This is a genomic window from Kitasatospora sp. NPDC006697 (assembly GCF_042869935.1).
Taxonomy (GTDB): Bacteria; Actinomycetota; Actinomycetes; order Streptomycetales; family Streptomycetaceae; genus Kitasatospora.
Genome location: NZ_JBIAGU010000015.1, coordinates 93,103 through 112,413 on the forward strand (window position 1 = coordinate 93,103; position 19,311 = coordinate 112,413).

The 19,311-nt window shown below is 76.6% G+C and carries 2 protein-coding genes; both read right to left on the reverse strand.

The annotated features are described in order from the left end of the window. Nucleotides 1–42: 42 nt before the first annotated feature. Complete coding sequence (locus ACFYNO_RS22145) at nucleotides 43–3,879, reverse strand: type I polyketide synthase (RefSeq protein ID WP_388014899.1); 3,837 nt, start codon at nucleotides 3,877–3,879, stop codon at nucleotides 43–45. After that, nucleotides 3,876–19,271, reverse strand: a complete 15,396-nt coding sequence (locus tag ACFYNO_RS22150; RefSeq protein WP_388014986.1) for an SDR family NAD(P)-dependent oxidoreductase — start codon at nucleotides 19,269–19,271, stop codon at nucleotides 3,876–3,878. The genes ACFYNO_RS22145 and ACFYNO_RS22150 overlap by 4 nt, the downstream gene beginning before the upstream one ends. Nucleotides 19,272–19,311: the final 40 nt, after the last annotated feature.

Sequence of the window (19,311 nt, forward strand, 5' to 3'; positions counted from 1 at the left end):
CGGAGGGCGCGGAGCCGCCGGCTCCGCGCCCTCCGCGGACCGCTACAGCGTGGCGAGCCACTCCTCGACGGCCTCGGCCGCCGCCGGGGCGGACTCCTCCAGGACGGTGAAGTGGGTGCCGGGCACCTCGCGCAGCCGGTGCTCGGCCCGCCAGCGGGCGCGCCAGTCCTCCGTGCCGGGGGCCTCGGTGAAGGGCTCGGCGGGGCGGACGAAGAGCAGGGGGGCGGCCAGGGCGCCGGGCAGGCAGTCCACGATCAGGTCGCTGTAGCGGCTCATCGCGGCCAGCCGGGCGGCGCTGAACCGGCCGAAGGAGGACTCCCGGTCGAGCATGCCGTGGAACATCTGCGGCCAGAGCGCGTCCTGGCCCTCGCCGTCGGGCAGGTAGGTGTCCAGCAGCACCACGCCGGCCGGCGGAGTGCCGGCCTTCTCCAGCGCCTCGGCGGTGGCGTGCGCGAACTGGCCGCCGGAGGAGTAGCCGAGCAGCACGAAGGGCTCCCCCGCCGCCACCGCGCGGACCGACCGGGTGAAGACCTCCACGGCGGCCGCCACCGAGCGCGGCAGCGCCTCCCCCGGGCCGAACCCGGGCACGGGCGGGACCACCACCTCGCGGCGGCCGCGGAAGGGCGCGGCGAACCGGGCGTACTGCTGGGCGCCGCCGAGGGCCATCGGGGAGGGGAAGCAGATCAGCTTGGGCCCCTGCGGCCCCGTGGCGAGGCGGACGGGGTCGGCGAGCCGGCCGAGTTCGGCGGCGGAGTCGAAGGCGGGCAGGATCTCGGCGACGGCGCCGAGCAGGGCCATGCCGGTCATCATCCGGCCCTCGCCGGCGGCCCGGCGCAGCAGGCCGCTGATCGACTCCAGGTCCTCGGGGGCCTCCGGCGCGCCGCCGGCGGCGAGTTCGGCACGCAGGTGGGCGGCCAGCTCGGCCGGGGTGCGGTGGTCGAAGACCACGCCGGCGGAGAGCGTCAGGCCGGTGGCGGCGGAGAGCGCGATCCGCAGCTCGGTGCCGGAGACGGAGTCCATGCCGGCCTCCAGGAAGCCGACCTCGGGCTCGATGGCCTCCGGGGACGGGTGGCCGAGGACGGCGGCGCTCCGGACCCGGACCAACTCGACCAAAAGGGCGAGCTGTTCGGCCCCCTCCAGGGCGGCGAGCCGGGTGCGCAGCGGGGACGCGCCGGCCGGCTGCGCCAGGTCAGGGGCGTCCAGCGCGCCGACGGTCAGCGGGACGTCGGCGGCCAGCCAGTACCGCTGGTGCTGGAAGGCGTAGGTGGGCAGCTCCGCCTTCCGAGTGCCGGGGAAGAGCGCGGGCCAGTCGGGTGAGAGGCCGTCGACGTGGAGCCGGGCCAACCCGGTGAGCAGGGTGGTGTGCTCGGCGCCGAGCCGGCGGCCGAGCGGGACGAAGACGGCCTCGGGCGCCTGCGCGCTCTCCCGGGCCAGGCCGGTGAGCACGGCGTCGGGCCCGAGTTCCACGTACCGGGTGACTCCGGCGGCCTCCAGCGCGCGGATGCCGTCATGGAAGCGGACGGCCTCGCGGACGTGGCGGACCCAGTACTCCGGGTCGGCGAGCTCGCCGGCGGCGAGGCGGCCGGTGAGGTTGGAGACGATCGGCAGGGCGGGCTGCTGGAAGGCCAGTTCCCCGATGCTCGTGCGGAACTCGGCGAGCATCGGCTCCATCAGCGGCGAGTGGAAGGCGTGGCTGACCGCCAGCCGCTTGGACTTCTCGAACTGCGCGGCGACCCGCAGGACTTCGGCCTCGCCGCCGGAGATCACCAGCGAGCGCGGGCCGTTGACCGCGGCGATGCCGACGCCCTCGATGAGCTGCGCCCGCACCTCCTCCTCGCTCGCCTGCACCGCCACCATGGCTCCGCCGGCCGGCAGCGCCTGCATCAGCCGGCCGCGCGCGGCGACCAGGCGGCAGGCGTCGGCGAGCGAGAGGACCCCGGCCACGTGCGCGGCCGCCACCTCGCCGATCGAGTGCCCGGCCAGGAAGTCCGGGCGGACGCCCCAGGACTCCAGCAGCCGGAACAGCGCCACCTCGTAGGCGAAGAGGCCGGTCTGGGCGTGGACGGTCCGGTCGGCCTGCTCCGCGTCTGCGGCCGGGCCGACCCCGATCCGGCGGGTCAGCTCCTCGAAGGCCTCGGCGAACACCGGGTGCCGGGCGCACAGTTCGGCGCCCATGCCGAGGCGCTGGGCGCCCTGGCCGGTGAACAGGAAAGCCGTCTTCGCGCCAGGTCGGGCCCGGCCCCGCAGCACGGTCGGCGCCTCCTGGCCGGCGGCCACCCGCGCCAGCCCGTCGAGCAGGCGCTCGCGGTCCGGGCCGAGGACGGCGGCCCGGTGGTCGAAGGCGGTGCGCTCGGTGCCGAGCGCACGGGCCACCGCGCCCGGGTCCAGCTCGGGGCGCTCGGCGGCGAAGGCGCGCAGTCGTTCGGCCTGCGCGGGCAGGGCCTGCGGGGTGCGGGCGGAGAGCGGCCAGAGGGCGAGCGGCGGGGCGGGCTCGGGGGTCCGGGCCTCCGCTTCTGCCGCCTCTGCCCCCTCTGCCGCTTCTGCCGCCTCAAGGATGACGTGGGCGTTGGTGCCGCTGATCCCGAAGGAGGAGATGCCGGCCCGGCGCGGCCGGTCGGCCGCCGGCCACTCCTGATGCTCCGTCAGCAGGCGTACCTCGCCCGCCGACCAGTCCACCTTGCCGGAGGGCTCGTCCACGTGCAGGGTCTTGGGCAGCAGGCCGTGCCGCATCGCCTGCACCATCTTGATCACGCCCGCGACGCCCGCGGCGGCCTGGGTGTGCCCGATGTTGGACTTCACCGACCCCAGCCACAACGGCCGCTCGGCCGGACGGTCCTGGCCGTAGGTGGCCAGCAGCGCCTGCGCCTCGATCGGGTCGCCGAGGGTGGTGCCGGTGCCGTGCGCCTCCACCACGTCCACCTCGGCAGCCGACAGCCTGGCCTGGGCCAGCGCCGCGCGGATCACCCGCTGCTGGGAGGGGCCGTTGGGAGCGGTGAGCCCGTTGGAGGCGCCGTCCTGGTTGACGGCCGAGCCGCGCAGTACGGCGAGCACCCGGTGGCCGTTGCGGCGGGCCTCGGAGAGCCGTTCCAGCACCAGCACGCCGACGCCCTCGGCGAAGCCGGTGCCGTCCGCGCCGTCCGCGAAGGCCTTGCAGCGGCCGTCGGGGGCGAGTCCGCGCTGGCGGCTGAACTCCACGAAGGTGCCGGGCGAGGCCATCACCGTCACCCCGCCGGCCAGCGCGAGGGTGGACTCCCCGCCGCGCAGCGACTGGGCGGCCAGGTGCATCGCCACCAGCGAGGAGGAACAGGCCGTGTCGATCGACAGCGTCGGCCCCTCCAGCCCCAGCGTGTAGGCGACCCGACCCGAGACGATACTGCCGCTGCCGAAAGCACCGAAGTAGTCGTGGTACATCACCCCCGCGAACACCCCGGTCCGACTGCCCTTCAGCGAAACAGGGTCGATGCCCGCATGCTCCAACGCCTCCCAGGAACTCTCCAACAGCAGCCGCTGCTGCGGATCCATCAACAGCGCCTCACGCGGCGAGATGCCGAAGAAACCGGCATCGAACTCGCCCGCCTGATGCAGGAATCCGCCCTCGGCGGTGTAGGACCTGCCCTCCAGGCCGGGTTCGGGGTGGTGAAGGTCGGCGTCCCAGCCCCGGTCGGTCGGGAAGGGCGTGATGCCGTCCCGGCCCTCGGTGACCAACTCCCAGAGCTGCTGGGGCGATTCCACCCCGCCCGGGTAGCGGCAGGCCATGCCGACGATGGCGATCGGCTCGCGCGGGGCCGCGGTGAGCTTGCGGTTCTGCTCGCGCAGCCGCTCGGTCTCCTTCAGCGCGGCGCGCAGCGCGTCGACGACCCTGGCGTCGGGACTCGTCATCGGTTCTCCCCCTCCTGGTCGTCGCTGCTCTCCAGGGCCAGGCTCATCAGGCTCTCCAGGTCCATCGCGTCGATCGACCCGCCGTCGGCCGCCGCCGGTTCGGCGGTGGACTCGGCGGCCAGGCCGGCCAGTTCGAGCAGGCTGTCGAGCAGGCCCGCGTCCCGCAGCCGGGCCAGCGGGATGCTGCCGATCGCCTGGCGCACGGCCGTCTCCCGGCTCTGCTCCGCTGCTCCCCCGGCCGGTGCGAGTTCGGCCGCCAGGTGCTCGGCCAGTACGGCCGGGCTCGGGTAGTCGAAGATCAGCGTGGCCGAGAGCCGGAGGCCGGTGGCCTCGTTGAGCTGGTTGCGGAACTCCACCGCCGTCAGCGAGTCGAAGCCCAGTTCGCTGAACGCCCGGTCCAGCGCCAGTTCGGCGACGCCGAGCACCCCGGCGGCCTGGCTGCCGACCAACTCCAGCAGCAGCGCGGTCCGTTCCGCGCCGCCGAGCCCGGCCAGGCTGCGCCGCAGCGCGGCCGAGGCCGTGGAGGCGGCCTGCGCCGTCCGCCGGGCCGCGCCGGGGCGGACCAGCCGGGCGAGCAGCGGCGGGATCCGGTTGCCCCGGGCCAGTGCGGCCGGGTCGAGCCGGGCAGGCAGCAGCACGGTCTCGGCCCGGCCGACGGCGGTGTCGAAGAGTTCCAGGCCGGTCTCCTCGCTGAGGCTGCCGATGCCGGACTGGGCCAGCCGGCGGCTGTCGGCCTCGCCGAGCCGGTCGGCCATGCCGCCCTCGCCCGACCAGGCGCCCCAGGCCAGCGAGGTGGCCGGCAGGCCGACCGCCCGCCGGTGCAGGGCCAGGCCGTCGAGGTAGGCGTTGGCGGCGGCGTAGCTCGCCTGCCCGGGGCTGCCGAGCAGGCCGGCCGCCGAGGAGAAGAGCACGAAGGCCGACAACTCCCGGTCCTTGGTGAGCTCGTGCAGGTGCCAGGCGGCGTCCGCCTTGGGCCGCAGCACGGCGGAGAGCCGCTCGGGGGTGAGCGAGGAGAGCATCCCGTCGTCCAGCACGCCGGCGGCGTGCACCACCGCGGAGACGGGGTGGCGGGCCAGCAGGCCGGCCAGCTCCTCCCGGTCCGCCAGGTCGGCGGCGACGATGGCCACCTCGGCACCCAGGGCGGTGAGTTCGGCCTGCAGCCGGTCGGCGCCGGGTGCGGCCGGGCCGCGCCGGCTGAGCAGCAGCAGGCTCCGCACCCCGTGCTCGGTGACCAGGTGGCGGGCCACCAGCCGGCCGAGCGCCCCGGTGCCGCCGGTGAGCAGCACCCGGCCGCTCCACTCGACGGGAGCCTGCGACCCGGCCTTGGCGGCGCGGACCAGCCTGGGTGCGTGCAGCGCGCCCGCGCGGACGGCGAGTTGGTCCTCGCCGCTGGCCAGGGCGGCGGGCAGCAGCCGTTCGGCGTCCTGGTCGTCCAGGTCCACCAGCACGATCCGGCCCGGGTGTTCGGACTGCGCGGTGCGGATCAGTCCCCAGGCGGCCGCGGCGGCCAGGTCGGTGACCTCCTCGCCGGCCGCCGAGACGGCACCGCTGGTGGCGACGGCCAGGGTGGTGTGCGCGAACCGGTCGTCGGCCAGCCAGGTCTGCAGCCGGCCGAGCAGCGCGGCCAGGCCCTGGTGGACGGCCCGGGGGTCGTCACCGCCGGACCAGGGCAGCACCAGCACGTCCACCGGGTCGGCGGACGGGGTGAGGTCGCCGAGCCCGGCGACCGTGCTGACCACGGCGACCCGGGCCGCCAGGGCGTCCAGCAGCCGCCGGTTGGCGCCCAGGGCCGCGTCGGGCAGGCTTGGCCCGTCAAGGAGCGGCGCGAAGGCCGTCTGACGCGGCACCAGCACGGCCCAGTGCCCGTCGGCGTGGGCCTCGGCGGTGGCGAGGCGCTGCCAGTCCAGGGCGAAGAGCGCGTCATGGCCGCCGGCCGCGGCCAGCCGGTCCACCGCGACCTCGCGCAGCGCCAGCGACTCCACCCGGGCGACCGGGGTGCCGGTGCCGTCGGCGAGTTCGATCCGCACCGCCTCCGGGCCGGCCGGGCTGATCCGCACCCGCAGGGCGCGGGCGCCCACCGCGTACAGCTCGACGCCGGTCCAGGCGAACGGCAGGCGCATCCGCCGTTCCTGGCCCGCCCGCAGGCCGATGGCGTGCAGCGCGGCGTCGAAGAGCGCCGGGTGCAGGCCGAACCGGTCCTCCGGCTGCGGGAGTTCGACCTCCGCGTAGACCTCGTCGGCGAGCCGCCAGGCGGCCCGCAGGCCCTGGAAGGCGGGGCCGTACCCGGCACCCAGCTCGGCCAACTCCTGGTAGGTGCCCGCCAGGTCGAGCGCTTCGGCGCCCGCCGGCGGCCAGGCCTGCGCCGCGCCGGCGGACGGCGGCGGCGCAGCCGCGGCGGCGCGCAGCCGGCCGGTGGCGTGCGCGGTCCAGGGGTCGCCGTCGGACGGGCGGGAGTGCACCTGGAAGCTCCAGCTGCCGGGGCCGGACGGGCGCACCGCGCACTGCAGCCGGACGGCGCCCTGCTCGGGCAGCAGCAGCGGTTCGGCGATGGTCAACTCCTCGACCGCGCCCGCCCCCAGCTCGGCACCGGCGGCCAGCGCCAGCTCGACGAAGCCGGTGCCGGGCAGCAGCACCGCGCCGCCGACGGCGTGGTCGGCCAGCCAGGGGTGGCTCTGCAGCGAGAGCCGCCCGGTGTACAGCATGCCCTCGCCGTCGGCGAGTTCCACGGCGGTGCCGAGCAGCGGGTGGTCGGCGCCGGCCCGGTGGCCGGCCGGCTCGCTGACCATCCAGTAGCGGCTGCGCTGGAAGGCGTAGGTCGGCAGCTCGACCGCGGCGCCGCCGGGCAGCACCCGCGCCCAGTCCAGCTCGCCGCCGTGCACGTGGTAGGCGCCGAGGGCGGTGAGCAGGGCCGCCGCCTCGGGCCGGTCCCTGCGCAGCAGCGGGACCAGGGCAGCCTCGCCGCCCAGGGTCTCGGCGGCCAGCGCGGTCAGCACCCCGCCCGGCCCGATCTCGAGGAACCGGCGCGCACCGGCCCGCTCCAGGGCCCGCACGCCGTCGGCGAACCGCACCGCCTCGCGGACGTGGCGCACCCAGTACTCGGGGTCGCACAGCTCCTCGGCGGTGGCGGGCGCGCCGGTCAGGGTGGAGACCAGGGCGAGCCGCGGCGGCCGGTACTCCAGCCCGGCGGCGACCTCGCGGAACCCGGCGAGCACCGGGTCCATCAGCGGGGAGTGGAAGGCGTGGCTGACCGCCAGCTCCCGGGTGCGCTCGAAGCGTGCGGCGATCGCCCGGACGGCCTCGGCCTCGCCGGAGAGCACCACCGACTCGGGCCCGTTGACGGCGGCGATGCTCACCCGTCCGGTGAGCAGCGGGGCGAGCTCGGCCTCGGTGGCCTTGACCGCCACCATCGCCCCGCCGGCCGGCAGCGCCTGCATCAGCCGGCCGCGCGCGGCGACCAGCCGGCAGGCGTCCGGCAGCGACCAGAGGCCGGCGACGTGCGCGGCGGCCAGCTCGCCGATGGAGTGCCCGGCCAGCAGGTCGGGGCGGATGCCCCAGGACTCCAGCAGCCGGAAGAGCGCCACCTCCAGGGCGAAGAGCGCGGGCTGGGTGTACTCGGTGCGGTCCAGCAGCTCCGCCGATTGGACGGCCTCGCGCAGCGGCCGGTCGAGCAGCGGGTCCAGCTGCGCGCAGACCTCGGCGTGGGCGGCCGCGAAGGCCGGGAAGGCCTCGGCCAGCTGCTCCCCCATGCCGGCCAGTTGCGAGCCCTGGCCGGCGAAGAGGAAGGCGGTGCGGCCGCCCGCCGCGGTGCCCAGCGCCACGCCGGGCGTGCTCCGGCCCTCGGCCAGCGCCCGCAGGCCGCGCAGCAGTTCGTCCCGGTCGGCGCCGCCCACCGCGGCCCGGTGGCCGTGCCGGGAGCGGGTGGTGGCCAGCGCGGCCGCGGCCTGGCGCGGATCGAGCTCGGCGTGCGCGACGAAGTGGTCCAGCAGCCGCCCGGCCTGGGCCCGCAGCGCCTGCGGGCTGTGGCCGGAGAGCAGCAGCGGTGCCTGCGCCGGCGCCTGCGGTGCCGGTTCCGCGGGCGGCTCGCCGGGCGCGGCCTCGATCACCACATGGGCGTTGGTGCCGCTGATCCCGAAGGAGGAGATGCCGGCCCGGCGCGGGTGCTCGTAGGCGGGCCAGGCCCGGGACTCGGTGAGCAGCCGGACGTGGCCGTCCGTCCACTCCACGTGCCGGGACGGCTCGTCCACGTGCAGGCTCTTCGGCAGCACCGCGTGCCGGATCGCCTGCACCGCCTTGATCACCCCGGCCACGCCGGCGGCGGCCTGGGTGTGGCCGATGTTGGACTTGATCGAGCCGAGCCAGAGCGGGCGTTCCTCGGTGTGCTCGCTGCCGTAGGTCGCGATCAGCGCCTGGGCCTCGATCGGGTCGCCGAGGGTGGTGCCGGTGCCGTGCGCCTCCAGCAGGTCGACCTCGCCGCCGGGCACGCCCGCGGCGGCCAGCGCCCGCCGGATCACCCGCTGCTGGGCGGGGCCGTTGGGCGCGGTGATGCCGTTGGAGGCGCCGTCCTGGTTGACGGCGGTGCCGCGGACCACGGCCAGCACCCGGTGGCCGTTGCGGCGGGCGTCGGAGAGCCGTTCCAGCAGCAGCACGCCGGCGCCCTCGCCGAAGCCGGTGCCGTTGGCGGAGTCCGCGAACGGGCGGCAGCGGCCGTCGCGGGAGAGGCCGCGCTGCCGGCTGAACTCGACGAAGGTGCCCGGGGTGGCCATCACCGTCACGCCGCCGGCCAGCGCCAGCGTGCAGTCGCCCTGGCGCAGCGACTGGACGGCGAGGTGCAGCGCGACCAGCGAGGAGGAGCAGGCGGTGTCCACCGTCATGGTGGGCCCCTCCAGGCCGAGGGTGTAGGCGATCCGGCCGGAGACCACGCTGCCGGAGCCGTAGCTCTCGAAGTAGTCGTGGTACATCACACCGGCGAAGACCCCGGTTTGGCTGCCGCGCAGCGCCGCCGGGTCGATGGCGGCGCGCTCCAGGGCCTCCCAGGAGGTCTCCAGCAGCAGCCGCTGCTGCGGGTCGGTGACCAGGGCCTCCTCGGGGTCGAGGCCGAAGAACTCGGCATCGAACTCGGCCGCGTCGTAGCGGAAGGCGCCGTGCTTGGCGTAGCTGGTGCCGGGGCGGTCCAGGGTCGGGTCGTAGAGCGCCGCCAGGTCCCAGCCGCGGTCGGTGGGGAACTCGCCGACGGCGTCCACCTCGCCGGCCACCAGCTGCCACAGCTCCTCGGGCGAGTCGACGCCGCCGGGGTAGCGGCAGCCCATCCCGATGATCGCGATCGGCTCGCTGTCGCTGACGGTGGCCACGGGCCGCGGGGCGGCCGCCAGGGTTCCGGTCAGCTGGTCGAGCAGGTGGCCCGCCAGGTCGCGGGAGGTGGGGTAGTCGAAGACCAGGGTGGCGGGCAGCCGCAGGCCGGTGGCCGCCGCCAGGCCGTTGCGCAGTTCGACGGCGCCGAGCGAGTCGAAGCCCAGCTCGCGGAAGGCCTTGTGCGCCTCGACCTGCTCGGCCGAGCGGTGCCCGAGCACCGAGGCGGCCTGGGTGCGCACCAACTCCACCAGGAAGGGAGCCCGTTCGTCCTCGGGGAGGGCGGCCAGCCGGCCGCGCAGCGAGTCGCCGCCGGCCGCGGGCCGCCCGGTGGCGGCCTGGCGCCGGGTGCGCACCAGGGAGCGGAAGAGCGGTGCCAGGGCCTCGCCCTGGGCCCGCAGGCCGGCCGGTTCCAGCTTCATCGGCAGGACGGCGGTGGGCTGTTCGCGCAGCGCCTGGTCGAAGAGCGCCAGGCCCTCCTCGGTGGCCAGGGCCGCCACGCCGCCCCGGGAGATCCGGGACAGGTCCGTCGCGTCCAGCGTGCCGGTCATCCCGCTGGCCTGCGCCCACAGGCCCCAGGCCAGCGACTGGCCGGGCAGGCCGAGCCGGCGCCGGTGGGCGGCCAGTGCGTCCAGGTAGGCGTTGGCGGCGGCGTAGTTGGCCTGGCCGGGCGAGCCCAGGGTGGCGGCGGCGGAGGAGAAGAGCACGAAGGCCTGGAGGGGCTGATCGGCCGTCAGTTCGTGCAGGTGCCAAGCGGCGTCCACCTTTGGGCGCAGCACGGTGTCCAGCCGCTCGGCGGTGAGCGAGGAGAGCACGCCGTCGGCGAGCACCCCGGCCGCGTGCACCACGGCGGTCAGCGGGTGCCCGGCCGGGATCCCGGCCAGCACCGCGGCGAGCGCGGTGCGGTCGGCGGCGTCGCCGGCGGCGGTGGTGATCTCGGCGCCCAGCGCGGTGAGTTCGGCGACCAGCTCGGCGTCGGCGCCGCGCCGGCTGAGCAGCAGCAGGTGCCGCACGCCGTGCTCGGCGACCAGCCGGCGGGCGATCAGCCCGCCCAGCGCGCCGCTGGCACCGGTGAGCAGCACGGTGCCGTTCGGGTCGAGTGCCAACGGCTCCCGGCCGGCGGCCGGTTCGGCCCGGACCAGCCGGGGCACCAGCAGCGCGCCGTCCCGGATGGCCACCCGGGGTTCGCCGACGGCCAGGGCGGCGGGCAGCAACTGCTCGCCCTCCGGGGCCGCCAGGCCGACCAGCACGATCCGGTCGGGGTTCTCGGACTGAGCCGAGCGGACCAGCCCGCCGACGGCCGCGCCGGCCGGGTCGTCACCGGTGACGACCAGCACGGTGGCCTCGCCGGCCAGGGGTTCGCGCAGCTGCTCCAGCACGGTGTGCAGGGCGGCCCGGACCTCCTCGGCGCTGCTGCCCGCCGGGCTGCGCAGCAGCACGGGCCGCTCGGCGGGTTCGGCGGCGGCCGGGGCCGGCACGGGGAGCCAGTCGACCTGGTAGAGCGCACCCGCGCGGGCCGAGCCGGCCGCGGCGGCCAGCTGCTCGGCGGGGATCGGGCGCAGGGCGAGCGAGCCGACGCTCGCCACCGGTGCGCCGGTGCCGTCGGCGAGGGTCAGCTCGACGGCGCCGCCCCGGCCCAGCGGCCGGACCCGGACGCGCAGTTCGGTGGCGCCGGTGGCGTGCAGGCCCGCCTCGGACCAGGCGAACGGCAGCAGCGCCTCGTCCTGGGCGGCGCCGGTCAGGCCGATGGTGTGCAGGGCGGCGTCGGCGAGGGCCGGGTGCAGGCCGTAGCCGTCGACCGACTGGGTGAAGGCGGCCTCGGCGTAGACCTCCTCCCCCACCCGCCAGGCGGCGCGCAGGCCTTGGAAGGCGGGGCCGTAGCCGAGGCCGGCCTCGGCCAGGCCCTCGTAGAGCCCGTCCAGGTCGATCGGCTCGGCGCCGGCCGGCGGCCAGGCGGCGAGCGCGGGCCCGGCGGGTGCGGGGCCGGCGGCGAGCAGGCCGTCGGCGTGCTGGGTCCAGGGCTGGTCCCCGGCCCCGCTCTCGGGCCGCGAGTAGACCGCCACCGGTCGGCCGGTCTCCGCCACCGGGCCGACCACCACCTGGAGTTGGACGGCGCCGTGGGCGGGCAGGATCAGCGGGGCGTGCAGGGTGAGGTCGGCGACCCGGTCCAGGCCGACCTGGTCGGCGGCCCGCAGCGCCAGTTCGAGGTAGCCGGTGCCGGGGAAGAGCAGCTCACCGCCGACCAGGTGGTCGGCCAGCCACGGGTGGGTGGAGAGCGAGAGGCGGCCGGTGAGCACCGTGCCGTCCGTGTCGGCGCGGGTCAACGCGGCACTGAGCAACGGGTGTTCGGTCGGGGTGAGGCCGGCCGAGGTGACGTCGGCCTGGCCGGCGGCGCTGTCCAGCCAGTACTGCTCGTGCTGGAAGGCGTAGGTCGGCAGCCCGAGCCGGCTCGGGCCGGTGAACAGGGTCCGCCAGTCGACCGCGACGCCGTGCGCGAAGGCCTCGCCGAGCGCGGCGGCGAACCGCTCCCGGCCGCCCTCCTCGCGGCGCAGCGAGCCGACCGCCCGGACCCCGTCGAAGGTCTCCTCTAGGCCGACGGTGAGCACCGGATGCGGGCTGCACTCGACGAAGACGCCGTGGCCGTGGGCGACGGCCGCGCCGGCGGCCTGCTCGAAGAGCACGGTGCGGCGCAGGTTGGTGTACCAGTACTCGGCGTCCAGGCCGGTGGTGTCGAGCGGTTCGCCGGTGACGGTGGAGTAGAACGGCACCTCGGCGGGGCGCGGCGCGACCTCGGCCAGGGTCTCCAGCAGCCGGGTGCGGACCGTCTCGACCTGCGCGGAGTGCGAGGCGTAGTCCACCGGCAGCCGCTTGACCCGCACCCCCTCCTCCTTGAGCTGGGCCTGCAGCCGGTCCAGTGCGTCGGCGAAGCCGGAGACCACGACCGAGCCGGAGCCGTTGCGGGCGGCGATGGAGAGCCGGCCGTCCCAGTCGGCCAGCCGCTCCTCGACCTGCTCGACGGGCAGCGCCACGGAGAGCATGCCGCCCCCGCCGGAGAGGTCCTGGGCGATGGCCTGGCTGCGCAGGGTGACGATCCGGGCGCCGTCCTCCAGCGAGAGCGCGCCGGCCACCACGGCGGCCGCGATCTCGCCCTGGGAGTGGCCGATCACGGCGGCGGGGCGCACCCCGTGCGCCATCCAGGTCCGGGCCAGCGAGACCATGACGGCCCAGAGCAGCGGCTGCACCACGTCCACCCGGTCCAGCGGGCCGGTCAGCTCGGTGAGCTGGTCCCAGTCGGTGAACGGCGCGCAGGCGGCGGCGCATTCGGCCATGCTGGCGGCGAAGACAGGTGAGGTGGCGAGCAGTTCGGTGGCCATGCCGGTCCACTGGGAGCCCTGGCCGGGGAAGACGAAGACCGGGCGGGCGCCGGCGGCGGTGCCCTCGACCAGCCCGGGGGCGGTCCGGCCGGCGGCCAGCGCGGCCAGCGAGTCGCGCAGTTCGGCGCGGTCGGAGCCGGTGATGGCGGCGCGGTGCTCGAACTGGGCGCGGGTGGTGGCCAGCGCGCGGGCCAGCTCGGCGGGCGCCAGCTCGGGGTTGGCGTCCACGAGGGCCAGCAGCCGGGCGGCCTGGGCGGGCAGGGCGGCCTTGGACTTCGCGGAGAGCAGCCACGGGGCCGGGCCGGTGGCACCCGACTCGGCGGCGGGCTCGGCGGCGGCCTCGATCACCACGTGGGCGTTGGTGCCGCTGATGCCGAAGGAGGAGATGCCGGCCCGGCGTGGGCGGTCAGCCTCCGGCCAGTCCTGACGCTCCGTCAGCAGACGCACCTCGCCCGCCGACCAGTCCACGTGGCCGGAGGGCTCGTCCACGTGCAGGGTCTTCGGCAGCACGCCGTGGTGCATCGCCTGCACCATCTTGATCACACCGGCGACGCCCGCGGCGGCCTGGGTGTGGCCGAGGTTGGACTTCACCGAGCCCAGCCAGAGCGGGCGTTCGGCCGGGCGGTCCTGGCCGTAGGTGGCGATCAGTGCCTGGGCCTCGATCGGGTCGCCGAGGGTGGTGCCGGTGCCGTGCGCCTCCACCACGTCGACCTCGGCGGGCGCCAGGCCGGCGTTGGCCAGGGCCTGTTCGATCACCCGCTGCTGGGAGGGGCCGTTGGGGGCGGTGAGCCCGTTGGAGGCACCGTCCTGGTTGACGGCGGTGCCGCGGACCACGGCCAGCACCTGGTGGCCGTTGCGCCGGGCGTCGGAGAGCCGTTCCAGCACCAGCACGCCGACGCCCTCGCCCCAGACCGTGCCGCCGGCGGCGGTGGCGAACGGGCGGCAGACGGCGTCGGGGGCGAGCGCGCCCTGGCGGCTGAACTCCACGAACGGGTCCGGGGTGGACATCACCGCGACGCCGCCGGCCAGCGCGAGGGTGGACTCCCCGCCGCGCAGCGACTGGGCGGCCAGGTGCATCGCCACCAGCGAGGAGGAACAGGCCGTGTCGATCGACAGCGTCGGCCCCTCCAGCCCCAGCGTGTAGGCGACCCGCCCCGAGACGATACTGCCGCTGCCGAAAGCACCGAAGTAGTCGTGATACATCACCCCCGCGAACACCCCGGTCCGACTGCCCTTCAGCGAAACAGGGTCGATGCCCGCATGCTCCAACGCCTCCCAGGAACTCTCCAACAACAGCCGCTGCTGCGGATCCATCAACAGCGCCTCACGCGGCGAGATGCCGAAGAAACCGGCATCGAACTCGCCCGCCCGATGCAGGAATCCGCCACGCCGCACGTAGCTGGTGTCGGGGCGCTCCCTGGTCGGGTCATAGATCCGGTCGATGTCCCAGCCCCGGTTGTCCGGGAACTCGCTGATCGCGTCGCGCTCTTCGAGCACCAGCTCCCACAGCCCCTGCGGGGAGGTGACCCCGCCGGGGTAGCGGCAGGCCATGCCGACGATGGCGATCGGCTCCTCGGTGCGGACGGCGGCCGCCCGGACGGCCTTGCGCGGCCCGGCGGCGGTGTCGCTGAACCGGGTGGCCAGGTAGCCGGCCAGCGATTCGGGCGACGGGTAGTCGAAGACCAGCGTGGCGGGCAGCCGCCGGCCGGTGGCGGCGGTGAGCGCGTTGCGCAGCTCGACGGCGGCCAGCGAGTCGAAGCCGAGGTCCTGGAAGGCCCGGCCGGGGTCGATCGCGGCGCCGGAGGCGTGGCCGAGCACGGCCGCGACCTGGGCCCGGACCAGTTGCAGGAGTGCGTCGGCCCGTTCCTGCGCGCCGAGTCCGGCCAGCGAGGCCTCCGCGCCGTCCAGGGCCGTGGCGGCCTCCCGGCGCACGGTGCGGCCGGCCAGGGTGCGGAACACCGGCGCCAGCGCGGCGCCTTGGCCGCGCAGGGCGGCCAGGTTCAGCCGCACCGGCGCGAGGGCGGGCGCCCCGGTGGCCCGGGCCAGGTCGAAGAGCGCGGTGCCCTCCGCGGCGGAGAGCTCGGCCATGCCGCCGCGGGAGATCCGCGCGCGGTCGGCGGCCGCCAGGCCGCTGGTCATCCCGCCGACCGGCGCCCAGGGGCCCCAGGCCAGCGAGAGGCCGGGCAGGCCGAGGGCGTGGCGGTGGGCGGCCAGCGCGTCCAGGAAGGCGTTGGCGGCCGCGTAGTTGCCCTGGCCCGGGGCGCCGACCAGGCCGGCCACCGAGGAGAAGAGCACGAAGGCCTTGAGGTCCTGACCGGCCGTCAGCTCGTGCAGGTGGAGCGCGCCGTCCACCTTGGGCCGCAGCACGGCGTCGATCCGCTCGGGCGTCAGCGCGGCCACCACGCCGTCGTCGAGCAGCCCGGCGGCGTGCACCACGGCGGTCAGCGGGTGCTCGGCCGGAACCTCGGCCAGCACCTCGGCGAGCGCGGTCCGGTCGGCCACGTCGCAGGCCCGCACCGTCACCTCGGCGCCGAGCTCGGCCAGTTCGGCGGTCAGCGCGTCCGCGCCGCCGCGCCGGCTGAGCAGCAGCAGGCGGCGGGCGCCGAGCGCGGTGACCAGGTGCCGGGCGATCACCGGGCCCAGGCCGCCGGTGGCGCCGGTGAGCAGCACGGTGCCTTCGGGGTCGAGTGCGGCCGCCGGGCCCTCGCCGGGCTCGGCGGCGGTCAGCCGGGCCGCGTGGGCCTGGCCGGCGCGCACCGCCAGCTGCGGTTCGCCGCTGGCGAGCGCGGGCCCGGCCAGCGCCTCCGCGCGGGCCTGCGGGTCCAGGTCGAGCAGCACGAACCGGTCGGGGTTCTCGGACTGCGCCGAGCGCAGCAGGCCCCAGACGGCGGCGCCCGCCAGGTCGGCCACCGGCTCGCCGTCGCGGGCGACGGCGCCGCGGGTGACCACCACCAGCGGGCGCGGGTCCTCCTGCTGCACGGCGGCGAGCGCGGTGTGCACGGCCGCCCGGACGGCCTCGGCGTCCCGGCCGGGCACGCTCTCCAGCAGGCGGTAGTCGGCCTCCTGGGCCGCCTCGGGCAGCGGGACCGGGCTCCAGCCGAGCCGGTACAGCGCGTCGTCCGCCGGGCCCTGCGGGCGGCGCAGGTTGGTCAGCGGGCGGGAGGCCAGCGAGGCCACCGTGGCGACCGGGGCGCCGGTGGCGTCGGCCAGGTCGAGGGCGAAGGAGTGCGCGCCGGTGGCGCGCAGCCGCACCCGCAGCACGGCGGCGCCGACCGCGTGCAGCGAGACGCCGCTGAACAGGAAGGGCAGCCGGGCGGTCTCCTCGTCGGAGCCGTCGCCGAGCAGCGCGAGGGCGTGCAGGGCGGCGTCGAAGGCGGCCGGGTGCAGGCCGAACCGGGCCGCGTCGGCGGCCGGGCGCTCGGCGAGCCGGACTTCGGCGAAGAGCTCCTCGTCGCGCTGCCAGGCGGCGTGCAGGGCCTGGAAGACCGGGCCGTAGTGCAGGCCGGAGGCGGCGTGCCGCTGGTAGAGGCCGGCGGTCTCCAGCGGTTCGGCGCCGGGCGGCGGCCACTCGTCGAGGCGTTCGCCGGTGCCGGCGGGGGTCCGGCCGAGCAGGCCGGAGGCGTGCAGGGTCCACGGCTGGTCGGCGGCGGCGCCCTCGGCCCGGGAGTGGATGCCGACGCTGCGGCTGCCGGCCGCGTCGGGGGCACCGACGGCGACCTGCACCCGAATGCCGTCCTGCTCGGGCAGGACCAGCGGCACCTCCAGGGTGAGCTCCTCCAGGTGTCCGCAGCCGACCTGGTCGCCGGCCCGGACGGCCAGTTCGACCATCGCCGTGCCGGGCACCACCACCCGGTCGCCGACCACGTGGTCGGCCAGCCAGGGGTGGGTGGCGAGGGCGAGGCGGCCGGTGAGCACGGCGCCGTCGGAGTCCGCCAGCAGGGTGGCCGCGCCGAGCAGCGGGTGGCCGGTGGAGTCCAGGCCGGCGGAGGCCACGTCGCCGACCGTCAGCGGCGCCTCGACCCAGAACCGCTCGCGCTGGAAGGCGGTGGTGGGCAGCTCCACCCGGGCGGCGCCCGGGAAGAGGGCGGACCAGTCGGGCGAGCTGCCGGCGATGTGCAGCCGGGCCAGCGCGCCGAGCAGGGTGGCCGTCTCGGGCCGCTCGCGCCGGGTGCAGGCGGCGAACACGGCCTCCTCGGCGTCCAGGCAGTCACGGGCCATCGCGGTCAGCACCGCGTCGGGGCCCAGCTCGACGAACCGGGTGACGCCGGCCGCCTCCAGCGCCCGGACGCCGTCGTGGAACCGGACGGCCTCGCGGACGTGCCGCACCCAGTACTCCGGGTCGCCCAGTTCGCCGGTGGCGAGCCGGCCCGTGACGTTGGAGACCACCGGCACCACGGCCTGATGGAACGTCAACTCGTTGACCACGGAGCGGAACTCGGCGAGCATCGGCTCCATCAGCGGCGAGTGGAAGGCGTGACTGACCGCCAGCCGCTTGGACTTCTCGAACTGCGCGGCGACCCGCAGCACTTCGGACTCGACGCCGGAGACCACCACCGAGCGCGGGCCGTTGACCGCCGCGATGCCCACGCCCTCGGCCAGCAGCGGCGCCACCTCGGCCTCGCTCGCCCGCACCGCCACCATCGCGCCGCCGGCCGGCAGCGCCTGCATCAGCCGGCCACGCGCGGCGACCAGCCGGCAGGCGTCCGGCAGCGAGAGCACCCCGGCCACGTGCGCGGCCGCCACCTCGCCGATCGAGTGCCCCGCCAGGAAGTCCGGGCGCACGCCCCAGGACTCCAGCAGCCGGAACAGCGCCACCTCGAAGGCGAAGAGCGCGGCCTGGGTGGTCTCGGTCCGGTTCAGCGGCTCGGCGTCCGTGCCGAGGACCAGGGCGCGCAGCCCGCCGCCGAACTGGCCGCAGACCTCGTCGAAGGCCTGCCGGAAGGTCCCGAACTCCTGGTACAGCTCCCGGCCCATGCCGGGCCGCTGCGCGCCCTGGCCGGTGAAGAGGAAGGCCGTCAGGCCCTTGCCCGTTCGGCCCTGGAGCACCCCGGGCGCACCCTCGGCCAGCGCGGCCAGGCCCGCGCGCAGCTGCTCGCCATCCTGGCCGAGCAGCACGGCCCGGTACTGCTGGGCGGTCCTGGTGGTGGCCAGCGAGTAGGCGGCGTCCACCGGATCCAGGGTGTCCGCGACGGCGGCCAGCCGCCGGGCCTGCGCGCGCAGCGCCTCGGGGGTGCGGCCGGAGAGCAGCCAGGGCACGGTGGAGGGCGCCCGGACCGGCTCGCGCTCGGCGGCCGGCTCCTCCTCGGCGGGGGCCTGCTCGATGATGGTGTGCGCGTTGGTGCCGCTGGCGCCGAAGGAGGAGATGCCGGCCCGGCGCGGGTGCTCGTAGGCGGGCCAGGCCCGGGCCTGCGTCAGCAGCCGGACCTCGCCGGCCGTCCAGTCCACCTTGCCGGCCGGCTGGTCCACGTGCAGGGTCCGGGGCAGCACGCCGTGGCGCATCGCCTGCACCATCTTGATCACGCCCGCCACACCCGCGGCGGCCTGGGTGTGGCCGATGTTGGACTTGATCGAGCCCAGCCACAACGGCCGCTCCGCAGGCCGGTTCTGACCGTAGGTGGCGAGCAGCGCCTGGGCCTCGATCGGGTCGCCGAGGGTGGTGCCGGTGCCGTGCGCCTCCACCGCGTCCACCTCGGCGGCCGACAGTCCGGCGCTGGCCAGCGCGGCCCGGATCACCCGCTGCTGCGAGGGGCCGTTGGGCGCCGTCAGCCCGTTGGAGGCGCCGTCCTGGTTCACCGCCGAGCCGCGCACCACGGCGAGCACCCGGTGGCCGTTGCGCCGGGCGTCGGAGAGCCGCTCCAGCAGCAGCATCCCGGCGCCCTCGCCCCAGCCGGTGCCGTCGGCCGCCTCGGCGAAGGACTTGCACCGGCCGTCCGCCGAGAGCCCGCGCTGCCGGCTGAAGGCGATGAACGCGCCGGGCGTGGACATCACCGAGACGCCGCCGGCCATCGCCAGCGTGCACTCGCGCTGGCGCAGCGCCTGCACCGCCAGGTGCAGGGCGACCAGGGCGGAGGAGCAGGCGGTGTCGATGGTGACGGCCGGCCCCTCCAGGCCGAGGGTGTAGGAGATCCGGCCGGCCATCACGGCCGCCAGCACTCCGGTGCCGAGGGCGGCCTCCGGCTCCTCGGTCAGCCCGGCCAGCACCTCCCGGTAGTCCTGCCCGTTGGTGCCCGCGAAGACGCCGATCCGGGCGCCGCGCACCGAGTCCGGCGCGATCCCGCCGCGCTCCAGCGCCTCCCAGGCGACCTCCAGCAGCAGCCGCTGCTGCGGGTCCATCAGCAGTGCCTCGCGCGGCGAGATACCGAAGAAGTCCGGCTCGAACTCGGCGGCCCCGTCCAGGAACCCGCCGCGCAGCACGTAGCTCTTGCCGGCCGCGTCCGGGTCGGGGTCGTAGAGCGCTGCGCCGTCCCAGCCCCGGTCCGCCGGGAAGTCCGTGATGGCGTCGGTGCCCTCGTCGACCAGCCGCCAGAGCTCCTCGGGGGACGTCACGCCGCCGGGGAACCGGCAGCTCATCGCCACGATGGCGATCGGCTCCTTCTCCTCGGTCTCCACCTCGCGCAGCCGCTGCCGGGTCTGCGCCAGATCGGCGGTGACCCGCTTGAGGTAGTCGAGCAGCTTGTCATCGTTGGTCATCGAGTGTCGCCACTTCTGTGCG

What these genes read in the sequence shown, in the direction of transcription:
- ACFYNO_RS22145 (WP_388014899.1), bottom strand. Translation starts at nt 3,879, where the DNA reads ATGACGAGTCCCGACGCCAGGGTCGTCGACGCGCTGCGCGCCGCGCTG.